General features: G+C 68.2%; 14 protein-coding genes. 7 read left to right on the top strand and 7 right to left on the bottom strand.

Going from position 1 to position 19,078, the window contains the following annotated elements; genetic code table 11:
- Positions 1 to 152: 152 nt before the first annotated feature.
- From panD to BAMB_RS12575, 4 genes are all read right to left on the bottom strand, one after another.
- Positions 153 to 539, bottom strand: a complete 387-nt coding sequence (gene panD / locus BAMB_RS12590; protein ID WP_006754524.1) for an aspartate 1-decarboxylase — start codon at positions 537 to 539, stop codon at positions 153 to 155.
- A 41-nt stretch (positions 540 to 580) separates the two neighbouring features.
- Positions 581 to 1,420 (bottom strand): pantoate--beta-alanine ligase, encoded by an 840-nt coding sequence (panC, locus tag BAMB_RS12585; RefSeq protein ID WP_011657658.1) that lies wholly within the window; start codon positions 1,418 to 1,420, stop codon positions 581 to 583.
- A 269-nt stretch (positions 1,421 to 1,689) separates the two neighbouring features.
- The gene (locus BAMB_RS12580; RefSeq protein WP_011657657.1) at positions 1,690 to 2,562 is read right to left on the bottom strand and encodes a segregation and condensation protein A; all 873 of its coding nucleotides are present in this window, start codon (positions 2,560 to 2,562) and stop codon (positions 1,690 to 1,692) included.
- A 4-nt stretch (positions 2,563 to 2,566) separates the two neighbouring features.
- Complete coding sequence (locus BAMB_RS12575; protein ID WP_006761252.1) at positions 2,567 to 2,755, bottom strand: DUF3460 family protein; 189 nt, start codon at positions 2,753 to 2,755, stop codon at positions 2,567 to 2,569.
- Positions 2,756 to 3,019: 264 nt separating this feature from the next.
- Between BAMB_RS12575 and BAMB_RS12570 the strand changes: the two genes are divergently transcribed.
- Both BAMB_RS12570 and BAMB_RS12565 read left to right on the top strand, forming a co-directional pair.
- Entirely contained in the window at positions 3,020 to 4,855 is a 1,836-nt protein-coding gene (locus tag BAMB_RS12570) for an autotransporter assembly complex protein TamA (protein ID WP_011657656.1), read from the top strand.
- A gap of 28 nt (positions 4,856 to 4,883) precedes the next feature.
- Entirely contained in the window at positions 4,884 to 8,960 is a 4,077-nt protein-coding gene (locus tag BAMB_RS12565) for a translocation/assembly module TamB domain-containing protein (RefSeq protein WP_011657655.1), read from the top strand.
- An 87-nt stretch (positions 8,961 to 9,047) separates the two neighbouring features.
- Here BAMB_RS12565 and metG read toward each other — a convergent pair whose 3' ends face one another.
- Together metG and BAMB_RS12555 are read right to left on the bottom strand one after the other, a co-directional pair.
- Positions 9,048 to 11,210, bottom strand: a complete 2,163-nt coding sequence (gene metG, locus BAMB_RS12560; RefSeq protein ID WP_011657654.1) for a methionine--tRNA ligase — start codon at positions 11,208 to 11,210, stop codon at positions 9,048 to 9,050.
- A gap of 376 nt (positions 11,211 to 11,586) precedes the next feature.
- On the bottom strand, positions 11,587 to 12,234 hold the full coding sequence (locus BAMB_RS12555; RefSeq protein WP_012364456.1) for a YiaD family glycine zipper/OmpA-like lipoprotein: 648 nt from the start codon (positions 12,232 to 12,234) through the stop codon (positions 11,587 to 11,589).
- A 355-nt stretch (positions 12,235 to 12,589) separates the two neighbouring features.
- On the opposite strand from BAMB_RS12555, the gene apbC reads away from it, so the two are divergent.
- The 5 genes from apbC (at position 12,590) to BAMB_RS12530 (ending at position 18,306) form a co-directional block, all read left to right on the top strand.
- Positions 12,590 to 13,681, top strand: coding sequence for an iron-sulfur cluster carrier protein ApbC (gene apbC, locus BAMB_RS12550; RefSeq protein WP_011657652.1), 1,092 nt, complete (start codon positions 12,590 to 12,592; stop codon positions 13,679 to 13,681).
- A gap of 132 nt (positions 13,682 to 13,813) precedes the next feature.
- The gene (sodC, locus tag BAMB_RS12545; RefSeq protein ID WP_011657651.1) at positions 13,814 to 14,350 is read left to right on the top strand and encodes a superoxide dismutase [Cu-Zn]; all 537 of its coding nucleotides are present in this window, start codon (positions 13,814 to 13,816) and stop codon (positions 14,348 to 14,350) included.
- A gap of 195 nt (positions 14,351 to 14,545) precedes the next feature.
- Positions 14,546 to 15,115: a dCTP deaminase gene (dcd, locus tag BAMB_RS12540; RefSeq protein ID WP_006398615.1), complete on the top strand. Its 570-nt coding sequence runs from the start codon at positions 14,546 to 14,548 to the stop codon at positions 15,113 to 15,115.
- Between the two features lie 81 nt (positions 15,116 to 15,196).
- Complete coding sequence (locus tag BAMB_RS12535; protein WP_011657650.1) at positions 15,197 to 17,476, top strand: arginine/lysine/ornithine decarboxylase; 2,280 nt, start codon at positions 15,197 to 15,199, stop codon at positions 17,474 to 17,476.
- The gene (locus tag BAMB_RS12530; RefSeq protein ID WP_041491245.1) at positions 17,476 to 18,306 is read left to right on the top strand and encodes a lysozyme inhibitor LprI family protein; all 831 of its coding nucleotides are present in this window, start codon (positions 17,476 to 17,478) and stop codon (positions 18,304 to 18,306) included. The genes BAMB_RS12535 and BAMB_RS12530 overlap by 1 nt, the downstream gene beginning before the upstream one ends.
- A gap of 88 nt (positions 18,307 to 18,394) precedes the next feature.
- Here the strand turns inward: BAMB_RS12530 and BAMB_RS12525 are convergent, their stop codons facing one another.
- On the bottom strand, positions 18,395 to 19,078 hold the full coding sequence (locus BAMB_RS12525; RefSeq protein WP_011657648.1) for an HAD family hydrolase: 684 nt from the start codon (positions 19,076 to 19,078) through the stop codon (positions 18,395 to 18,397).

Raw genomic sequence — 19,078 nt, 5'->3', positions numbered from 1 at the left:
CGAACCCGGTCGAATGAAGAAGGGCCTGATCCGGCATCGCGCCGGACCAGGCCCTTCGTACGTCTACGGCTGCACGACACCGGCAGCAACGGCGCGCGGGGCGCCGCGATACAACAACCCAGCGTGTCGCGACACGCCGGCGGCCGCGTGGCTCAGGTCCAGTTCTGCGTCGGCACGTGATCGCGGTGGCCCTTGATCTTGTTGCCTTCGTCGATGAACACGAGTTTCGGCTTCCAGCCGGCCTGCAGCTCGGCTTCGTCGACCATCGCGAACGCCGCGATGATCACGAGGTCGCCGAGTTGGGCGCGGCGTGCGGCCGAGCCGTTCAGCGAGATCATCCCGCTGCCGCGCTCGCCCTTGATTGCGTACGTCGAGAAGCGCTCGCCGTTGTTGATGTTCCAGATGTCGATCCGTTCGTTTTCGACGAGGTTCGCCGCTTCGAGCAGATCTTCGTCGATCGCGCACGAGCCTTCGTAATGCAGCTCGCAGTGCGTGACGGCCGCGCGGTGGATCTTCGATTTGAGCATGTGGCGCTGCATGGTATCTCCGTGATGCGTGAGAGGCGAGGGCGGGCGGCCCGTCAGATTTCCAGGTTGTCGATCAGGCGCGTCGCGCCGAGCTTCGCGGCCGCGAGCACGACGAGCGGCTCGCCGGCTTCGAGCTCGGCGGCGCTCGGCGCGATCAGGTTCGCGCGGCGGCGGATCGAGATGTAGTCGGGCGCCCAGCCGCGCTCGGCCAGGTGCGCGCGCGCGGTCTGCTCGAGCTTGCCGAGGTCGCGTTCGCCGCCGAGCACGCCGTCGCGCACGCGCTGCAGTGTTTTCGCGAGTTCGGGCGCTTCCTTGCGCTCGTCGGTCGTCAGGTAGCGGTTGCGCGACGACAGCGCGAGGCCGTCCTCGTCGCGCACGGTCTCGGCCGCGATGATGTCGACCGGCAGCGCGAGCTGCTGGCACATCCGGCGCACGATCATCAGCTGCTGGTAGTCCTTCTTGCCGAACACGGCGACGCGCGGCTGCACGCAGGACATCAGCTTCGTGACGACCGTGCACACGCCGGCGAAGAAGCCGGGGCGGAACTCGCCCTCGAGGATCCCGCCGAGGTCGTCCGGCGGCAGCACGCGGTACTCCTGCGGCTCCGGGTACATGTCGCGCTCGGTCGGCGCGAACAGCACGTAGACGTTTTCCTTCTGCAGCTTCTCGATGTCGTCCTGCAGCGTGCGCGGATATTTGTCGAAATCCTCGTTCGGGCCGAACTGCAGCCGGTTGACGAAGATGCTCGCCACGACCGGGTCGCCGTGCTGGCGCGCGAGGCGCATCAGCGACAGGTGACCTTCGTGCAGGTTGCCCATCGTCGGCACGAACGCCGTGCGGTTCTGGCCGCGCAACTGGTCGCGCAGTTCCTGGATCGAGCTGATGACTTTCATGATCGGGTAGCGGGTTCCTCGCGCATGCGCGCGTTGGCGCCGCAACAGCGGCGTCGGGGTCGAAGCGGAGAACGCCGGCGCGCGGGCGGCGCATCGGGCGTCGGCGGATTGTAGAGGATTTGGCCGCCGGGCGCATCGAAAAAAGAACGATCGTTCACTTTTTAACCGGGCATGCCGTGGGCCGGCCGCGCGGGCGGGCCCGGCGGCGCAATGCGGTGCGTAGAGGTGTATGGCGGTGTGCGGGGACGCCCCGGCCGCGGCGGCGCGCGTTATGCGGGCAGGTAGGCGAGGCGCACGTAGATCGGCGCGAACGGTTCGGCCTGCGTGATCTCGAGCAGCGATTCGCGCGCGAGCTCGAGCATCGCGATGAAGTTCACGACGACGACCGGCACGCCGCGCGACGTGTCGAACAGGTCGGCGAACTCCATGAAGCGTGCATTCTGCAGCCGGCGCAGGATCAGGCTCATGTGTTCGCGCACCGACAGCTCCTCGCGGGAGATCTTGTGGTGCTGGACGAGCTTCGCGCGCTTGAGCACGTCGGCCCACGCGGCGCGCAGGTCGTTCGAATCGACGTCCGGGAAGCGCGGCGTGGTGCTCTGCTCGATGTAGACCTCGGCGCGCAGGAAGTCGCGGCCGAGCTGCGGCAGCTGGTCGAGGCGCTGCGCGGCAAGTTTCATCTGCTCGTACTCGAGCAGGCGGCGCACGAGCTCCGCGCGCGGATCCTCGGCTTCCTCGCCGGTGTCGGCCTTCTTGACCGGCAGCAGCATCCGCGACTTGATTTCGATCAGCATCGCGGCCATCAGCAGGTATTCGGCGGCCAGCTCGAGGTTCGACGTGCGGATCTGGTCGACATAACCGAGATATTGCGCGGTGACCTGCGCCATCGGGATGTCGAGCACGTTGAAGTTCTGCTTGCGGATCAGGTACAGCAGCAGGTCGAGCGGGCCTTCGAACGTCTCGAGGAAGATCTCGAGCGCATCGGGCGGGATGTAGAGATCCTGCGGCAGCTTGAAGAGCGGCTCGCCGTACAGGCGCGCGAACGCCGCGACGCCGTCGACCGTGTCGGGCGTCGAATCGGCGCCCGCGGGCGCGGCGATCGCGTCGTCCTGCCGGGCGGCGCTGGCCTCGTCGGCGGCGCTCACGTGCTTAGAAGTTCTGGTAGTAGACGTAGGACGTTTGCTTCACGCGCGATTCCTGCTGCTCGGCGCGCTCGTCGAGGTCGATCGGCTGCTTGTCCCACAGCAGCGAGCGGCCCTTGCGTTGCTCGGCTTCGAGCGTCGGCTTCTGTTGCTTGAGCTGATTCAGGAATTGCGTGACGTCGGACTGGTACGGCATGGCTTGGCTTTCCGTTTCAGGGGGCGCACGATGCGCCGGATTCTCGATGGCGGGATTTTACCGCATCGCGGGGAACAGCCGGCGGCAATCGCGCGTCGAATCCGCTGGCCGGCGCGTGCGGCGTGACTGCCCACGCGTGACCGGCCGGTCACGCGCGTCGTTGCGCGCAAGCGTCAAAGCGGCGCCGGCGCGGGCAGGGATGCCGCCCTGTGGTCAAATACAGGGCTTTCCACGAAACCATGACAACCGAGGGCGAGGTCATATTTGGCGGGTCAGGCGAACCAGCAAGCATATCCGGCGCATGAGGCGGCGCCGCGCGAACCGTGCGCGGCCCGGCACGCGGGTGATCGCGCGCGGCGCGGCGTCGCTGGCGCGGCCCGGGCCGCCCTCGTGGGCTGTCTCGCCGCGTGCGTCGTATTGCCGGCCTACGCGAAGTACGACGTCGACATCGACGCGCCGCGCTCGATCCGCAAGCTCCTGAAGGCCCATCTCGATATTGCGCGCTTCGCGAAGCGCGACGACATCAGCGACGATCAGTTCGACTTCCTCGTGACCGCCACGCCGCAGCAGGTTCGCGACCTGGCCGCGACGGCCGGCTATTTTTCGCCGGTCGTGCGCACCGACGTGCGCACGCGCGACGGCAAGCGCGACGTGCGCGTCGCCGTCGATCCGGGGCCGCAGACCGTCGTGTCGACGGTCGACCTGACGTTCAAGGGGCCCGTCGACACCGAGGATCCGAAGCAGGAGACCGCGACCCGCTTCGCGTTCTCGCTGAAGCCCGGCGATCCGTTCACGCAGTCCGGCTGGGACACCGCAAAGGGCGAGGCGCTCAAGCAATTGCAGTCGCGCCGCTACCTGGGCGCGAAGATCACGTCGTCGGAGGCGCGCATCGACCCGCGCACGCAGCGCGCGACGCTGGCCGTCGCGTTCGACAGCGGCCCGACATTTACGATTGGCAAGGTTGATGTCGACGGCGTGCGCCGCTATCCGGAGAAGATCGTCACGAACGTCAACCCGCTGTCCGAAGGCGAGATCTACGACGCGCGGCGGATCACCGAGCTGCAGCGGCAACTGCAGAACACGCCGTACTACGCGAGCGTCGCGATCGACGTCGGCGACGATACGTCGAAGCCCGCGCTCACGCCCGTGCACGTAAAGGTCAGCGAATTCCCGTACAACAACATTCGCGGCGGCGTCGGCTACGCGACCGACACGGGCCCGCACGTGCAGGGCTCGTACACGTACCTCGACACGTTCGGCGCCGCGTGGCCGTTCACCGTGTCGGGCCGGGTCGACCAGATTCAGCAGTACGGCCAGGTGCAGCTGTCGATGCCGCCCGGCGAGAAAGGGTGGACCAACAGCGTGCTCGCGTCGTACACGAACACCAACGTGTCGGACACGCGCATCTACAGCGCGCGGATCGGCGCGCAGCGCACGCGCACGGGCCAGTTCATCGACTACGCGTACTCGCTGATGTACTACCAGGACCGGCTCGACCAGAACGGTGCTGGCCCGACCACGAGCCGCGCGCTGGTGCCGCAGTGGTCGTGGACGCGCCGCAACGTCGACGATCCGCTGTTCCCGCGCTCGGGCAACCTGATCCACGCGGAGGCCGGCTTCGCGATCAAGGGCGTGCTGACCGACCAGACCTTCATCCGCGGTTACGCGCGCGGCCAGCAGTACGTGCCGATCGGCAAGCGCGACCTGTTCGTGTTCCGCGCGGAGCTCGGCGGCGTGTTCACGAGCGGCAGCTCGACCGGCGTGCCGGCGTCGCTGCTGTTCCGCGCGGGCGGCTCGAACTCGGTGCGCGGCTACGGCTACCAGAGCATCGGCAACAGCGTCGCCGGCTCCGTGCTGCCGACCAAGTACCTGATGACGGGCACCGCCGAATACCAGCACTGGTTCAACCGCGACTGGGGCGCCGCGACGTTCTTCGACATCGGCACCGCGACCGATGCGTGGGGCGAGAAGGTGTTCTACCCGGGCGTCGGCGTCGGCGCGCGCTGGCGCAGCCCGGTCGGCCCGATCAACGTCGACGTCGCGTACGGGCTGCGTAACCACAGCGTGCGCCCGTACCTGACGCTCGGCATCGCTTTCTGACCTTATTGCCCGATCCACGACGAACCGCATGACGAAGGACCCGAACGACACGCCGCCGCCTCACGATCCGGATTCGCCCGAGCGCGCGCCCGACGGGCCGCCGCGCGCACCGCGCCGCGGGCGGGCGGTCCGGGTCGTCGCGTGGACGCTCGCGACGGTCGTGCTGCTCGTCGTGCTGGCGGTCGGGCTCGTGCTGGCCGCCGCGACGACCGAGCGCGGCACGCGGCTCGCCTGGCAGACGGCCGTGCGCGTGCTGGGCGCTCGGCTGACGGGCACGCTGGACGGCGGCGCGCTCGCGACCGGCGTGCGGCTGCGCGGCTTCGCGTGGACGAGCCCCGGCGGCGCCGGCACCGAAGTGCGGATCGACCGGCTCGAGGGCCGCTGGGCGCTGACCCGCGCGCCGTGGCGGCTGTCGGTCGCGTACCTGCGCGCGGGCACGATCGACGTGCGGATCGTGCCGGGGCCGTCGAAACCGGCCACGACACCGCAGGACCTGAGCCTGCCGCTGCAGGTGCGGATCGACGACCTGCGCGTCGATCACCTGGCGATCCACGAAGGCAGCTCGACGACGCAGCTCGACCATCTCGCGCTGAACGGCCGCAGCGACGGCCGTCACCATGAACTCGCGCTCGACGGCGTCGACACGCCGTACGGCGCGCTGACCGCGCGCGCGAAGCTCGACGGCGTGAAGCCGTTCGCGCTGACGGGCAACGCGACCTACGTGGGCAAGCTCGCCGACGAAGCGGTCAACGCGAGCGCGAACGTGTCGGGTTCGCTCGAGGCGCTGGTCGCCGACGTCGCCGCGAGCGGGATGAAGCTGCACGGGCGCGCGCACGTCGAGGCCGCGCCGTTCGGCGCGGTGCCGCTCACACGGGCGTCGATCGCGTTCGAGCACGTGAACCCGCAGGCGATTTCGCCGGGCGCGCCGGCCGCCGATCTCGCGGTGCGCGCGGAGCTGGCGCCCGTGACCGCGCCGGCCGGCGCGGCCCCGGCGAAGGGCTTCGCGGTGACGGGCCCCGTGTCGATCGTCAACGCGAAGCCCGGCTTGCTCGGCGAGCATCTGCTGCCGGTCGTCGACGCGCATGCGACCGTGAATCTCGACGCGCATGCGCAGCGGATCGACGGCCTCGCGCTGAAGCTGATCCGCGACGGCAGCGTGACCGGCGGCGGCACGCTGACGGGCGGCAAGGGCCGCTTCGACCTGCAGGTCGCGAATCTCGACCTCAATGCATTCGTCGCGCAATTGCGGCCGATGCGCCTCGGCGGCCCGCTCGGCGTGACGCTCGCGGGCGACGTGACGACCGTCGACTTCAATCTGAACGATCCGAAGCTCGCGCTCGGCGCGCGTGCGAAGGTCGCGCTGACGGCGCAGCAGACGGTGCTGACCGATGCGCGCGTGACGGCCGGCAAGGGCCGTATCGACCTGACCGGCGTGTTCCGCCACGACGCGCATTCGAGCTACGACGCGAAGGCGACGCTGACGGCGTTCGATCCGCTGCTGCTCGCCGCGATGAATGCGCCGAGTGCGGCTGGCGGCAAGCCGGGTGCAAAAACGACGGCAAAGACGGCGAACACGGCCAAAGCGACAACCAAGGCGCCGGTGAAGCACGGCGAGACGCGCGTGTCGGGCACGCTGACGGCCTCCGGCGCGTTCGCGCCGCAGGTGTCGACGAAGGCGACCTTCAAGCTCGGCGACAGCCTGTACGACGGCGTGCCGCTGACCGGCGCCGGCGTCGTGCAGCTGGCCGGCGCGCGGATCCTGCCGAGCAACGCGACCCTGTCGATCGCGGGCAACCACGTCGACCTGCGCGGCAGCTTCGGCGCGCCGGGCGACCGGCTGCGCTTCGTCGTCGATGCGCCGCAGCTCGACCGGCTCGGCTTCGGCATGCAGGGCCTGGTGCAGGCGCAGGGCGAGCTGACCGGCAGCTTCGCGCATCCGAACGTGATGGGCACCTACAAGGCTCAGCACGTCGTGGTCGGCTCGAACCGGATCGGCGCCGCGCAGGGCCGCGCCGACATCCGCGACGGCGCGCACGGCGCGCTCGTGTTCACCGCCGACGCGACCGACCTCGCGCTCGGCTCGCTGCAATTGAAATCGCTGCGCGCGAACCTCGACGGCACGCGCGCGAAGCACACGCTCGATGCGTCGGCGATGGGGATCGCCGACGGCCGCGTGATCAACCTGACGCTCGCGGCGAACGGCGGCGTGGTCGAGAACCGCGACGGGATGCGCTGGGACGGCACCGTCACGCGCCTGGCGAACCGCGGCACGCCGGCGCTCGCGCTGCAGGCGCCGCTCACCATATCGGCCGGTGCCGGCCGCGTGACGCTCGGCGCGACGCGGCTCACGCTCGAAGGCGCGTCGATCGACCTGAAGTCCTTCGTGTTCGATCGCGGCCAGATGCGCTCCGCAGGCTCCGTGCGCGATGCCTCGGTCGCGCGTTTCTTCGAAGTCCGCCAGGCGCTGACGGGCCAGCGGCCGCCGGTGCGTACCGACGTCGTGCTCGATGCCGACTGGGACTTCTCGCTCGGCGCGAATGCGACCGGCCATGTGCAGATGAAACGGCGCGGTGGCGACGTGACGATCGAGAGCGGCCGCGGCATCGCGTCGCTCGGGCTGACCGACCTGTCCGCGCGCGCGACCTTCGCACCCGGCAACCGGCTCAACGTGGTGGCGCTCGCGAAGGCGAACCGGATCGGCACGCTCGACGCGAACGTCACCGTCCCGTTCGCGCTGCGCGACGGCGTGTTCGGCGTCGTCGACGATGGTCCGCTGTCGGGCCGCATCGATGCCGACATCCCGTCGCTGAAGGCGACCGGCAACCTGTTCGGGCCGAGCTACCTGCTCGGCGGGCGCGCGGCGCTGCACCTGACGGTCGCGGGCACGCCGGTGAAGCCGAACGTGTCGGGGAGCCTGACGGGCGACGACCTGTCCGCGACGCTCGTCGACCAGGGCGTGCAGCTGAAGGACGGCATCGTGCGCGTGAAGCTCGCGGAGAACCTCGTCGAATTCCAGCAGGTCGAGTTCCACGGCGGCGACGGCACGCTGCGCGCGATCGGCCGCGTGCGTCTCGACGGCGCGGCGCCCGATCTAACCGCGAGCATCGTCGCGGACAAGCTCGAGCTGTTCGCGGCGCCCGACCGCAAGCTGTCGCTGTCGGGCAAGGCGACCGTCGCGAACGACGGGCCGCGCGGCGCGCTGGCGATCAACGGCAAGTTCGTCGTCGACCGCGCGCTGTTCGACCTGCCGGAGGACGGCGCGCCGCATCTGTCCGACGACGTCGTGATCGTGCGCCCGGACGGCACGGTGCGCGGCGACGTCCAGACGGGCACCGCGGTCGCGAAGCCGCAGAAGGTCGACGAAAAGCCGGCGCCGTCGCTCGCGCCGCGCGCCAACATCGACATCGGCCTCGGCAACAACTTCCGCTTCCGGGGCCACGGCGCGGACCTCGGGCTGCGCGGCACGATCACCGTGATGAGCGCGCCGGGCGTGCCGCTGCGCGCGGTCGGCAACGTGCGCGTGACGGAGGGGTCGACCTATACGTCGTTCGGCCGCAAGCTCGCGGTCGAGAACGGTTTCTTCACGTTCAACGGCCCGGTGTCGAATCCGGGCATCAACATCCTCGCGATGCGGCGCAACCAGGAGGTCGAGGCCGGCGTGCAGGTCATCGGCACGATCCAGTCGCCGACGGTCAAGCTCGTGTCCGAGCCGAACGTCACCGACAACGAGAAGCTGTCGTGGCTGCTGTTCGGACACGGCACCGACCAGGGCAACAACGTCGGCCAGCAGAACGCGATGACCGCCGCGCTTGCACTGCTCGGCAGCGCGACCGGCAAGCGGGTCGCGCAGAGCATCGGTCTCGACGAATTCTCGATCGGCCGCAGCGATGTCGGCCTGACCGATGCGCAGGTCGTGCAGATCTCGAAGGCGATCAACGAGCGCTTCGTGCTCGGTTACGAGCAGGGGCTGCAATCGGCGAGCAACGCGTTCAAGGCGACCATCAACCTGACGCGCTTCTGGTCGGTGTCCGCGTATGGCGGCACGTTCCAGGGCGTCGACCTGAACTACACGCGGCGCTTCGATCGCTGGTTCAGCCAGCGGTGATCAAGGGGCGCAGTCCGGCCGCGCCATAAAAAAAAGCCCCGCACATCTCGTGCGAGGCTTCCTTGCTCAGCCAGCGGCGTGTGCTGCTTACTTCACGCGCATGCCGGGCTTCGCGCCGCTGTGCGGCTCGAGGATGTAGAGGCCCGGTTCGGCCTTCTCGTCGGCCGCCGACGCGGCGAGCACCATCCCTTCGGACAGCCCGAACTTCATCTTGCGCGGCGCGAGGTTCGCGACCATCACCGTCAGCTTGCCGACGAGCTGCTCGGGCTGGTAAGCCGACTTGATGCCCGAGAACACGTTGCGGGTCTTTTCCTCGCCGATGTCGAGCGTGAGCTGCAGCAGCTTGTCCGAGCCTTCGACGGCCTGGCACGCGACGATCTTCGCGATGCGCAGGTCGACCTTCGCGAAATCGTCGATCGAGATCGGAGCGTCGTCGGCACCGTTCGCGGCAACCGCCTTCGCGTTCGCCTTGGCGTTCTTCGCATCCTTCGCGGCGTTGGCGGCGGTCGCGCCGGCGGCAGCGGCGCCCGCCGCGTCGGCCTGCAGCGAATCGCGGTTCGCGGCGAGCAGCGCGTCGATCTGCTTCGGATCGACACGCGTCATCAGGTGCTGGTACGCCTTGATCGGCTGCGCCGACGACAGCGGCTTCGCGGCATCGGCCCACGCGAGCGGCGCGACGCCGAAGAACGCCTCGACCGCTTCGGCCACGCGCGGCATCACCGGCTTCAGCGCGAGCGACAGCAGGCGGAACGCCTCGAGGCTCACGCTGCAGGTTTCGTGCAGCGCGACCGCGTTGGCCGGATCCTTCGCGAGTTCCCACGGCTTCGCACCGTCGACGTACGCGTTTACTTCGTCCGCGAGTTCCATCGTGTGGCGCAGCGCGCGGCTGTATTCGCGGCCTTCGTAGTGCGCGGCGATCGATGCAATCGCATCGCGCAGCTTCGCGACGAGCGGATGGTTCATCGCGCTGTCCTGCACGCGGCCGTCGAAACGCTTGATCAGGAAGCCGGCCGCGCGGCTCGCGATGTTCACGTACTTGCCGACAAGGTCGCTGTTCACGCGCGCCTGGAAGTCGTCGAGGTTCAGGTCGATGTCTTCCATCGTCGCGTTCAGCTTCGCGGCGAAGTAGTAGCGCAGCCATTCGGGGTTCAGGCCGGTGTCGATGTAGCTCTGCGCGGTGATGAAGGTGCCGCGCGACTTCGACATCTTCGCGCCGTCGACCGTCAGGAAGCCGTGCGCGAACACGTTGGTCGGCGTGCGATGGCCCGAGAACTCGAGCATCGCCGGCCAGAACAGCGTGTGGAAATACAGGATGTCCTTGCCGATGAAGTGATACTGCTCGGCCGTCGAACCCGCGCGGATCCACGCGTCGAAGTCGATGCCCTCGCGGTCGCACAGGTTCTTGAAGCTCGCGTAGTAGCCGACCGGCGCGTCGAGCCACACGTAGAAGTACTTGCCGGGCGCGCCCGGGATCTCGAAGCCGAAGTACGGCGCGTCGCGCGAGATGTCCCAGTCGGCGAGCTTGGCTTCACCGGCGTCGCCGAGCCATTCGCGCATCTTGTTGGTGGCTTCGGGCTGCGCGAGGCCGCTGACCCATTCGCGCAGGAACGACTCGCAGCGCGGGTCGGACAGGCGGAAGAAGTAGTGCGTCGACGTCTTGCGCACCGGCGTCGCACCCGACACCACCGAATACGGGTTCAGCAGTTCGGTCGGCAGGTAGGTCGAGCCGCACACTTCGCAGTTGTCGCCGTACTGGTCCTTCGCGTGGCACTTCGGGCACTCGCCCTTGATGAAGCGGTCCGGCAGGAACATTTCCTTGACTGGGTCGTACGCCTGCTCGATCGCGCGCTCGGCGATCAGGCCGTTTTCCTTCAGCGCGAGATAAATGCTCTCGCTCAGCACGCGGTTCTCGTCCGAGTCGGTCGAGTAGAAGTTGTCGAACGACACGCCGAAGCTGTCGAAGTCGCGCTTGTGCTCGGTCCACACGCGGTCGATCAGCTGCTTCGGCGTGAGGCCTTCCTTCTCGGCGCGCAGCATGACCGGCGTGCCGTGCGTGTCGTCGGCGCCGATGTAGTAGACCTCGTGGCCGTGCATTCGCAGCGTCCGCACCCAGATGTCGGTCTGGATGTACTCGACCAGGTGGCCGATGTGGATCTGGCCGTTGGCATAGGGCAGTGCGGACGTAACGAGGATCTGGCGGCGGCCTTGCGGCGCCGTAGCCTGCACGGAAGTCAGGTCGGATGCGGACATAGGGTCTGTAGAAGAACGGCGAAAACGACGGAAACTGCGATTCTAGCAGGGGCGCGCGCCGGTCAGCCGGGGCGGGTGTTCGACAGGGGGTGCCGCGACGGACGAGCGGGCGGGGGACGCGTGCCCGGCAGTGAAATGCTGCGGTGCAGCACACGATTTTCGGGCAAAAAAAACCGGGGCGGATACGGCCCCGGAGCAACAACGACAAGAGGAGAATGGTGACGGGCCGGCAGCGCCAGCCGCGTACCGTAAAGACAGACCGCAGGCCGCGACGGAAGTTCGAAATTTTTTTCGATTTGTTACGGACCCTGCTGGAAGCCTTGTGTGGCGGGGCTGTGCGCGTGGCGCACGGCCCCATTCCCTCTCGTGGCGATGCTTACTGATGCTGCTGCGGCGCGCGCAGGTAGATCTCGACGCGGCGGTTTTGCGCACGGCCGGCTTCGGTCGCGTTGTCCGCGATCGGGTTCGACGGGCCCATGCCCTGGGCCGACAGACGGCCGCCCGCGACGCCGCGCTGCGCCAGCGCGTTCACGACGCTTTGCGCACGGTTCTGCGACAGCGTCTGGTTCAGCTGTGCCGAACCCGTGCTGTCCGTGTAGCCGATGACCGATCCCGTCAGTTGCGGGTTCTGGTTCAGCGTCGTCGCCAGGTCGTTCAGCAGCGGCGTGAAGGCCGGCGTGATCGCGTACTGGTTCGTCGCGAAGGTCACCGAGCTCGGCACGTTCAGCTTCAGCGAGCCGTCCGGCTGCTCGGTCACTTGCGTGCCGGTCTGCGCTGCCGACGGTGCGAGCTTGTTCTTGATCGCCTGCCAGTTGTAGCCGGTCACGCCGCCGACCAGTGCGCCGACGCCTGCGCCGATCGCCGCGCCCTTGCCGCCACCGGCCAGCGCGCCGATGCCCGCACCCAGCGCCGCACCGGTGCCGGTGCCGACGGCCGCGTTGTTGCCTTGCTGCGTGGCGCAGCCTGCCAGCAATGCGCCGGCCAATGCGAAGACGGACAAGCGGGTCGCGATTTTCATGTTCATCTTGGATTCCTCTCTTTCTTGGTTGAACGAGTCGACAACGACGACAAACAACAGTGACGGCTCCCACCACGGGCGCCCGACAAAGGCGGGCGGGCCCGGGCTCGCGGCAGCCGCCGAGGCGGCTGCATGCCCTGTTCGCCAGCGTGGCTGTTCCGGACAGGTGATGCGTCAGCCTCTACAATATAGGCGGTTGGCGGCCGATTTGGCCCCATAGCATGCCGCACGCGAAGATTGCGCCGCCGCGCGCGTTCGCGCAATGGCGTGCAACAGATTCTTTCACTTTTCCCGATTTTGGCAGCGTAATTTGATATTTTTTGACGTTTGCGCGGGAGAAAAACGTTTTCACGGAGTTTCGATGAGCATTGACCGGGCACAAGTCGACGCCGCGCTGGCGGCGGTCGTCGACCCCAATACCGACCGTCCGTACGCGGCACACAAGGGCGTGCGCAACGTCGCGATCGACGGCGACGCCGTGGCGGTCGACGTGGTGCTCGGCTATCCCGCGCGCAGCCAGCACGATGACGTGCGCGCGCGCATCGCCGCTGCGCTGAAGGCGGTGCCGGGCGTGCGCGACGCCCGTGTCGCCGTGTCGCAGGAGATCGTCGCGCACACGGTGCAGCGCGGCGTGAAGCTGCTGCCGAACGTGAAGAACATCGTCGCGGTCGCGTCGGGCAAGGGCGGCGTCGGCAAGAGCACGACGGCCGTCAACCTCGCGCTCGCGCTCGCCGCGGAAGGCGCATCGGTCGGCATTCTCGACGCCGACATCTACGGTCCGTCGCTGCCGACGATGCTCGGCATTCACGGCCAGCGCCCCGAGTCGCCGGACAACCAGTCGATGAACCCGCTCATCGGCCACGGGCTGCAGGCGAACTCGATCGGCTTCCTGATCGAGGAAGACAATCCGATGGTGTGGCGCGGCCCGATGGCGACGTCGGCGCTCGAGCAACTGCTGCGCCAGACCAACTGGCGCGAGCTCGACTACCTGATCGTCGACATGCCGCCGGGCACCGGCGACATCCAGCTCACGCTCGCGCAGCGCGTGCCTGTGACGGGCGCCGTGATCGTGACGACGCCCCAGGACATCGCGCTGCTCGACGCGAAGAAGGGCCTCAAGATGTTCGAGAAGGTCGGCATTCCGATCCTCGGCATCGTCGAGAACATGAGCATCCACATCTGCTCGAACTGCGGCCACGAGGAGCACATCTTCGGTGCGGGCGGCGCCGAGCGGATGGCGCAGGAATACGGCGTGAACGTGCTCGGCAGCCTGCCGCTCGACATCGCGATCCGCGAGCGCGCCGACAGCGGCACGCCGACGGTCGCGGCCGAGCCGGACGGCGCGCTGGCGCGGCGCTACCGCGACATCGCGCGCGGCGTCGCGCTGGCGATCGCCGAGCGCGCGCGCGACATGACGTCGAAGTTCCCGTCGATCGTTGTTCAAAATACGTAAAACCCTTGCGGGGCGGGGGCTCAGGCTGTTTACGGCGCCGCGAGGCGCGGTATCATGGCGACTTTTCCCGGGTCCCTTTACCCACCCGGCACGGCGGCCGCATCAACAGCCGCCAGCCGGCATGAGGATCGAATGAACCAACGACATCACGGCGTGCGCGCCGGCCGCGCGCGGCGCGCGCTGCTGGCCGCCGCCGCGCTGGGCCTGCTGGCCGGCTGTACCTCCTTTTCCTCGTCGCACGAAAAACGCGCCGACGCGCAGTTGCAGCCGACGGTCGGCTCGCAGGCGCGCGGCGCGGTGACGTTCGTCGAACGCCCGGACGGCGTCCAGGTCACGTACAACCTGGTCGGCCTGCCGCCGAACAGCGATCACGCGCTGCAGGTGCACGAGCGCGGCGACTGCAACGCGGGCGACGGCTCGAGCGCCGGCCCGGTGTTCGCACCGGCCGCCGAGCGGCTGCGCGCGGGCGCGCGGGTCGCCGGCGATCTCGGCAATATCCATGCGGATGCGAACGGCGTCGCGGCCGGTTTCATCGTCGCGCCCGATCTGGCCCTCGATGGCGTGCGCTCCGCGATGAACCGCGCGGCGCTGGTGCACCGCGACCCGAGCGATCCGATCTTTTCGCAGCATGGCGCGGGCGCCGCGCTCGCGTGCGGCGTGATCCGTTGACGGCCGCCGCGTGCGCGAGCCGATGATCGCGTAAAATGTGCGCCTTTCCCGGCCGCCGCCTCGCGGGTACGGCCGTCACCGACTGTCACGCAGCGTTTCCAGGCGCCCCGATATGAAACGACCCCAACGCTCACTTTGTTCGCTGCCCTCCGACGGGGCGGTCAGCCTCTTTGGGACAGCCCGGCGGAGGCTCGCATGAGCATCAAGTCCGACAAGTGGATTCGGCGCATGGCCGAAGAACACAAGATGATCGAGCCGTTCGTGCCCGATCAGGTTCGCGCGTCCGAGGATGGCCGCCGGATCGTCAGCTACGGCACGTCGAGCTACGGCTACGACATCCGCTGCGCGGACGAATTCAAGATCTTCACCAACATCAATTCGACGATCGTCGATCCGAAGAACTTCGACGAGGGTTCGTTTGTCGATTTCAAGGGCGACGTGTGCATCATCCCGCCGAACTCGTTCGCGCTGGCCCGCACCGTCGAATATTTCCGCATCCCGCGCACCGTGCTGACGGTCTGCCTCGGCAAGTCGACGTACGCGCGCTGCGGGATCATCGTCAACGTGACGCCGTTCGAGCCCGAGTGGGAAGGCTACGTCACGCTGGAATTCTCGAATACCACGCCGCTGCCGGCGAAGATCTACGCGAACGAAGGCGTCGCGCAGGTGCTGTTCTTCGAAAGCGACGAGGTGTGCGACGTGTCGTACGCCGATCGCGGCGGCAAGTATCAGGGTCAGCGTGGTGTCACGCTGCCGAAAACCTGATCTGGTTGCATATCGTCTCACCGGTTTCCGGGTGACCGCTGCGCGTGACGCGCCGCGGTCGTTCTTTTTGGAGAATCGCCCATGAAGTTTCGTTTTCCCGTCGTCATCATCGACGAAGATTTCCGCTCCGAGAACATCTCGGGCTCCGGCATCCGGGCGTTGGCCGAAGCGATCGAGAAGGAGGGCGTCGAAGTCCTCGGCCTCACGAGCTACGGCGATCTGACGTCGTTCGCGCAGCAGTCGAGCCGCGCGTCGTGCTTCATCCTGTCGATCGACGACGACGAACTCATGCTCGGCGAAACGGGCGCGGACGGCGAGCTGCCCGAGCTGGCGACCGCGATCATCGAGCTGCGCGCGTTCGTCACCGAAGTGCGCCGCCGCAATGCGGACATCCCGATCTTCCTGTACGGCGAGACGCGCACGTCGCGGCATCTGCCGAACGACATCCTGCGCGAGCTGCACGGCTTCATCCACATGTTCGAGGACACGCCGGAGTTCGTCGCGCGCCACATCATTCGCGAGGCGAAGGTCTATCTCGACTCGCTCGCGCCGCCGTTCTTCAAGGAGCTGGTCAAGTACGCGGACGAAGGCTCGTACTCGTGGCACTGCCCGGGCCACTCGGGCGGTGTCGCGTTCCTGAAGAACCCGCTCGGTCAGATGTTCCACCAGTTCTTCGGCGAGAACATGCTGCGCGCGGACGTCTGCAACGCGGTCGACGAACTCGGCCAGCTGCTCGACCACACGGGCCCGGTCGCGGCATCCGAGCGCAACGCGGCGCGCATCTTCAGCGCGGATCACCTGTTCTTCGTAACCAACGGCACGTCGACGTCGAACAAGATCGTCTGGCACGCGACGGTCGCGCCCGGCGATATCGTGCTGGTCGACCGCAACTGCCACAAGTCGATCCTGCACGCGATCACGATGACGGGTGCGATTCCGGTGTTCCTCACGCCGACGCGCAACCATTTCGGGATCATCGGGCCGATTCCGCGCGACGAATTCAAGCCGGAGAACATTCGCAAGAAGATCGAGGCGAACCCGTTCGCACGCGAAGCGCTGCGCGAGAACCCTGACCTCAAGCCGCGCATCCTGACGATCACGCAGAGCACGTACGACGGCGTCGTCTACAACGTCGAGATGATCAAGGACCTGCTCGGCGACCTGCTCGACACGCTGCACTTCGACGAAGCGTGGCTGCCGCATGCGACGTTCCACGACTTCTACCGCGACATGCATGCGATCGGCGACGGCCGTCCGCGCACGGGCGCGCTTGTGTTCGCGACGCACTCGACGCACAAGCTGCTCGCGGGCATCTCGCAGGCGTCGCAGATCGTCGTGCAGGATTCCGAGAACCGCACGTTCGACAAGCACCGCTTCAACGAGGCGTACCTGATGCACACGTCGACGAGCCCGCAGTACGCGATCATCGCGTCGTGCGACGTCGCGGCCGCGATGATGGAGCCGCCGGGCGGCACCGCGCTCGTCGAGGAGTCGATCGCTGAGGCGATCGACTTCCGCCGCGCGATGCGCAAGGTCGACGCCGAATACGGCGACGACTGGTTCTTCAGCGTGTGGGGCCCGGACGACCTGTCGGAAGAAGGCATCGGTTCGCGCGAGGACTGGATGCTGAAGCCGAACGACCACTGGCACGGCTTCGGCCCGCTGGCGGAAGGCTTCAACATGCTCGACCCGATCAAGGCGACGATCATCACGCCGGGGCTCGACGTCGACGGCGAGTTCGGCGAGACGGGCATTCCGGCCGCGATCGTCACGAAGTACCTGGCCGAGCACGGGATCATCGTCGAGAAGACCGGCCTGTACTCGTTCTTCATCATGTTCACGATCGGCATCACGAAGGGCCGCTGGAACTCGATGGTGACCGAGCTGCAGCAGTTCAAGGACGACTACGACAACAACCAGCCGCTGTGGCGCGTGCTGCCGGAATTCGTCGCGCAGCATCCGCGCTACGAGCGCGTCGGCCTGCGCGACCTGTGCACGCAGATCCACGACGTGTACCGTGCGAACGACATCGCGCGCCTGACGACGGAGATGTACCTGTCGGACATGGAGCCGGCGCTGAAGCCGTCGGACGCGTTCGCGAAGCTCGCGCACCGCAAGATCGATCGCGTGCCGCTCGACGAGCTCGAAGGCCGCGTGACGAGCATCCTGCTGACGCCGTACCCGCCGGGCATTCCGCTGCTGATTCCGGGCGAGCGCTTCAACAAGACGATCGTGAACTACCTGCGGTTCGCGCGCGACTTCAACGAACGCTTCCCGGGCTTCCATACCGACATCCACGGCCTCGTCGCGGAAGAAATGAACGGTCGCGTCGAGTACTTCGTCGACTGCGTGCGCGACTGATGGCGGCGCAGGGACGAATCCGGACGATGCGCGCGGCGCTGGCCGCGCTCGTCGTCTGGGCCGCGTGGTCGGCAGGGCCGGCGGGGTTGAATGTCGCGCAGGCGGAAGTGGCGGCGGCCGACCCGATCGACGTCGCGATGCGGCAGTGTCTCGCGCGGCGCGACCGGTCGTCGACGGCCGGCCAGATCCAGTGCATGGGCGAGGCGCAGCAGCAGTGGCAGACGGTGATGGACCGCGCATACCAGCGCCTGTCGGACGATGCGCCGGCCGACGTGAAGCGCGGCTGGCAGGACAGCCAGCGCCACTGGGTCACGTGGCGCAAGGATGAAATTCAGCTGCTGAAGGCCGTGTACGACACGACGCGCGGCACCGCATACGCGATGTCGAGTGCCGACATGCAGCTGCAGCCGGTGCGCGATCGCGCGCTCGCGCTGCGCGCGGCGGCCGACCGCTATGCGCCGCCGCCCGCCGCCGTGCCTGTGGCCGCGACGAGCGGTGCGCAGGGCGGCGTGAGTGCGGCGCCGGGCGCCGCCGCGGCAGTCGGCGGCAAGCCGGCAAACGTGCCGCGCGATCCGGCGATCGGCCGCGTGCGGCCGTGCGTGCAGGATGCCGCGTGCGAGCATGCGCTGTTCGATCTGAACCGCTATTACCAGAAGCTGCGTCGCAAGATGCCCGCGCATTCGGCCGCGACGCTCGTGCGCGCGCAACGCGCATGGGTCACGTTCCGCGATGCGACGGCGCCGCTCGTCGGCGAGGACGGGCGCGTCGATCTGATCGGCGCGCGCATCGCGACGATGAAGCGGCTGTCGGAGACGGCCGGCAACAAGTAGGAGATGCCGCTCTGCCGGCATCCGGCGCGGCAACGCAAAACGGGCACCCGAGGGTGCCCGTTTGTATGTGGGGTGCCGCGTGCGGCGCTTAGGCCGATTGCTGCGTGTCGAGGCCGCCGAACCACGACGGCACGAGCGCGAGCGCATCGTCGAGCGACGTGAGCACGTGCAGGCTCAGCGCGACGATCTCGGGTGTGGGCGCCTTCAGATCGGGCACGGTGACGACCGATGCGCCGGCGCCGGCGGCCGACAGCGCGCCGAAGTCGCTGTCCTCGAATGCGACGCACGCGTGCGCCGGCACGCCGAGGCGCTCGGCCGCGAGCCGGTACACGGCCGGGTCGGGCTTGCCGCGTGCGACTTCGTCGCCGCCCGCGATCGCGTGGAAGAACGGCAGCACGCCGACCGCGTCGAGCCGTGCACGGATCACGTCGCGCGCGGACGATGACGCGACCGCGCACGGGATGCCGGCCTGTGCGAGCGCCTCGAGCAGCGCAAGCGCGCCCGCTTTCAGCGGAAACTTCGGATGCGGTTCGGGTGCGGCGAGCTGTTCGCGCACGAGCAGGCGCACGGTGTCGAACGTGTTGGTGTCGCCGATCAGCCGCGCGAGGATCACCTGGCCTTCGGCGAACGAGCGCCCGACGATCTGCAGGTAGTCGATCTCGGTCAACGTAACGCCGTGCGCGGTCGACACGTCGATCCACGTGTTCATGATGGTCCGCTCGGAATCGACGAGCAGGCCGTCCATGTCGAAGAGCGCGGCGGAGAAGGTCAT

Origin of the sequence: Burkholderia ambifaria AMMD (assembly GCF_000203915.1) — a bacterium.
GTDB lineage: Bacteria > Pseudomonadota > Gammaproteobacteria > Burkholderiales > Burkholderiaceae > Burkholderia > Burkholderia ambifaria.
This window is presented reverse-complemented; position numbering and strand designations above follow the sequence as displayed.

Excerpts from the sequence above, each read along its gene's own strand:
- panD (WP_006754524.1), bottom strand. The coding sequence starts at position 539 with ATGCAGCGCCACATGCTCAAATCGAAGATCCACCGCGCGGCCGTCACG.
- panC (WP_011657658.1), bottom strand. The coding sequence starts at position 1,420 with ATGAAAGTCATCAGCTCGATCCAGGAACTGCGCGACCAGTTGCGCGGC.
- BAMB_RS12575 (WP_006761252.1), bottom strand. The coding sequence starts at position 2,755 with ATGCCGTACCAGTCCGACGTCACGCAATTCCTGAATCAGCTCAAGCAA.
- BAMB_RS12565 (WP_011657655.1), top strand. The coding sequence starts at position 4,884 with ATGACGAAGGACCCGAACGACACGCCGCCGCCTCACGATCCGGATTCG.
- metG (WP_011657654.1), bottom strand. The coding sequence starts at position 11,210 with ATGTCCGCATCCGACCTGACTTCCGTGCAGGCTACGGCGCCGCAAGGC.
- BAMB_RS12555 (WP_012364456.1), bottom strand. The coding sequence starts at position 12,234 with ATGAACATGAAAATCGCGACCCGCTTGTCCGTCTTCGCATTGGCCGGC.
- apbC (WP_011657652.1), top strand. The coding sequence starts at position 12,590 with ATGAGCATTGACCGGGCACAAGTCGACGCCGCGCTGGCGGCGGTCGTC.
- sodC (WP_011657651.1), top strand. The coding sequence starts at position 13,814 with ATGAACCAACGACATCACGGCGTGCGCGCCGGCCGCGCGCGGCGCGCG.
- dcd (WP_006398615.1), top strand. The coding sequence starts at position 14,546 with ATGAGCATCAAGTCCGACAAGTGGATTCGGCGCATGGCCGAAGAACAC.
- BAMB_RS12535 (WP_011657650.1), top strand. The coding sequence starts at position 15,197 with ATGAAGTTTCGTTTTCCCGTCGTCATCATCGACGAAGATTTCCGCTCC.
- BAMB_RS12530 (WP_041491245.1), top strand. The coding sequence starts at position 17,476 with ATGGCGGCGCAGGGACGAATCCGGACGATGCGCGCGGCGCTGGCCGCG.
- BAMB_RS12525 (WP_011657648.1), bottom strand. The coding sequence starts at position 19,078 with ATGACCTTCTCCGCCGCGCTCTTCGACATGGACGGCCTGCTCGTCGAT.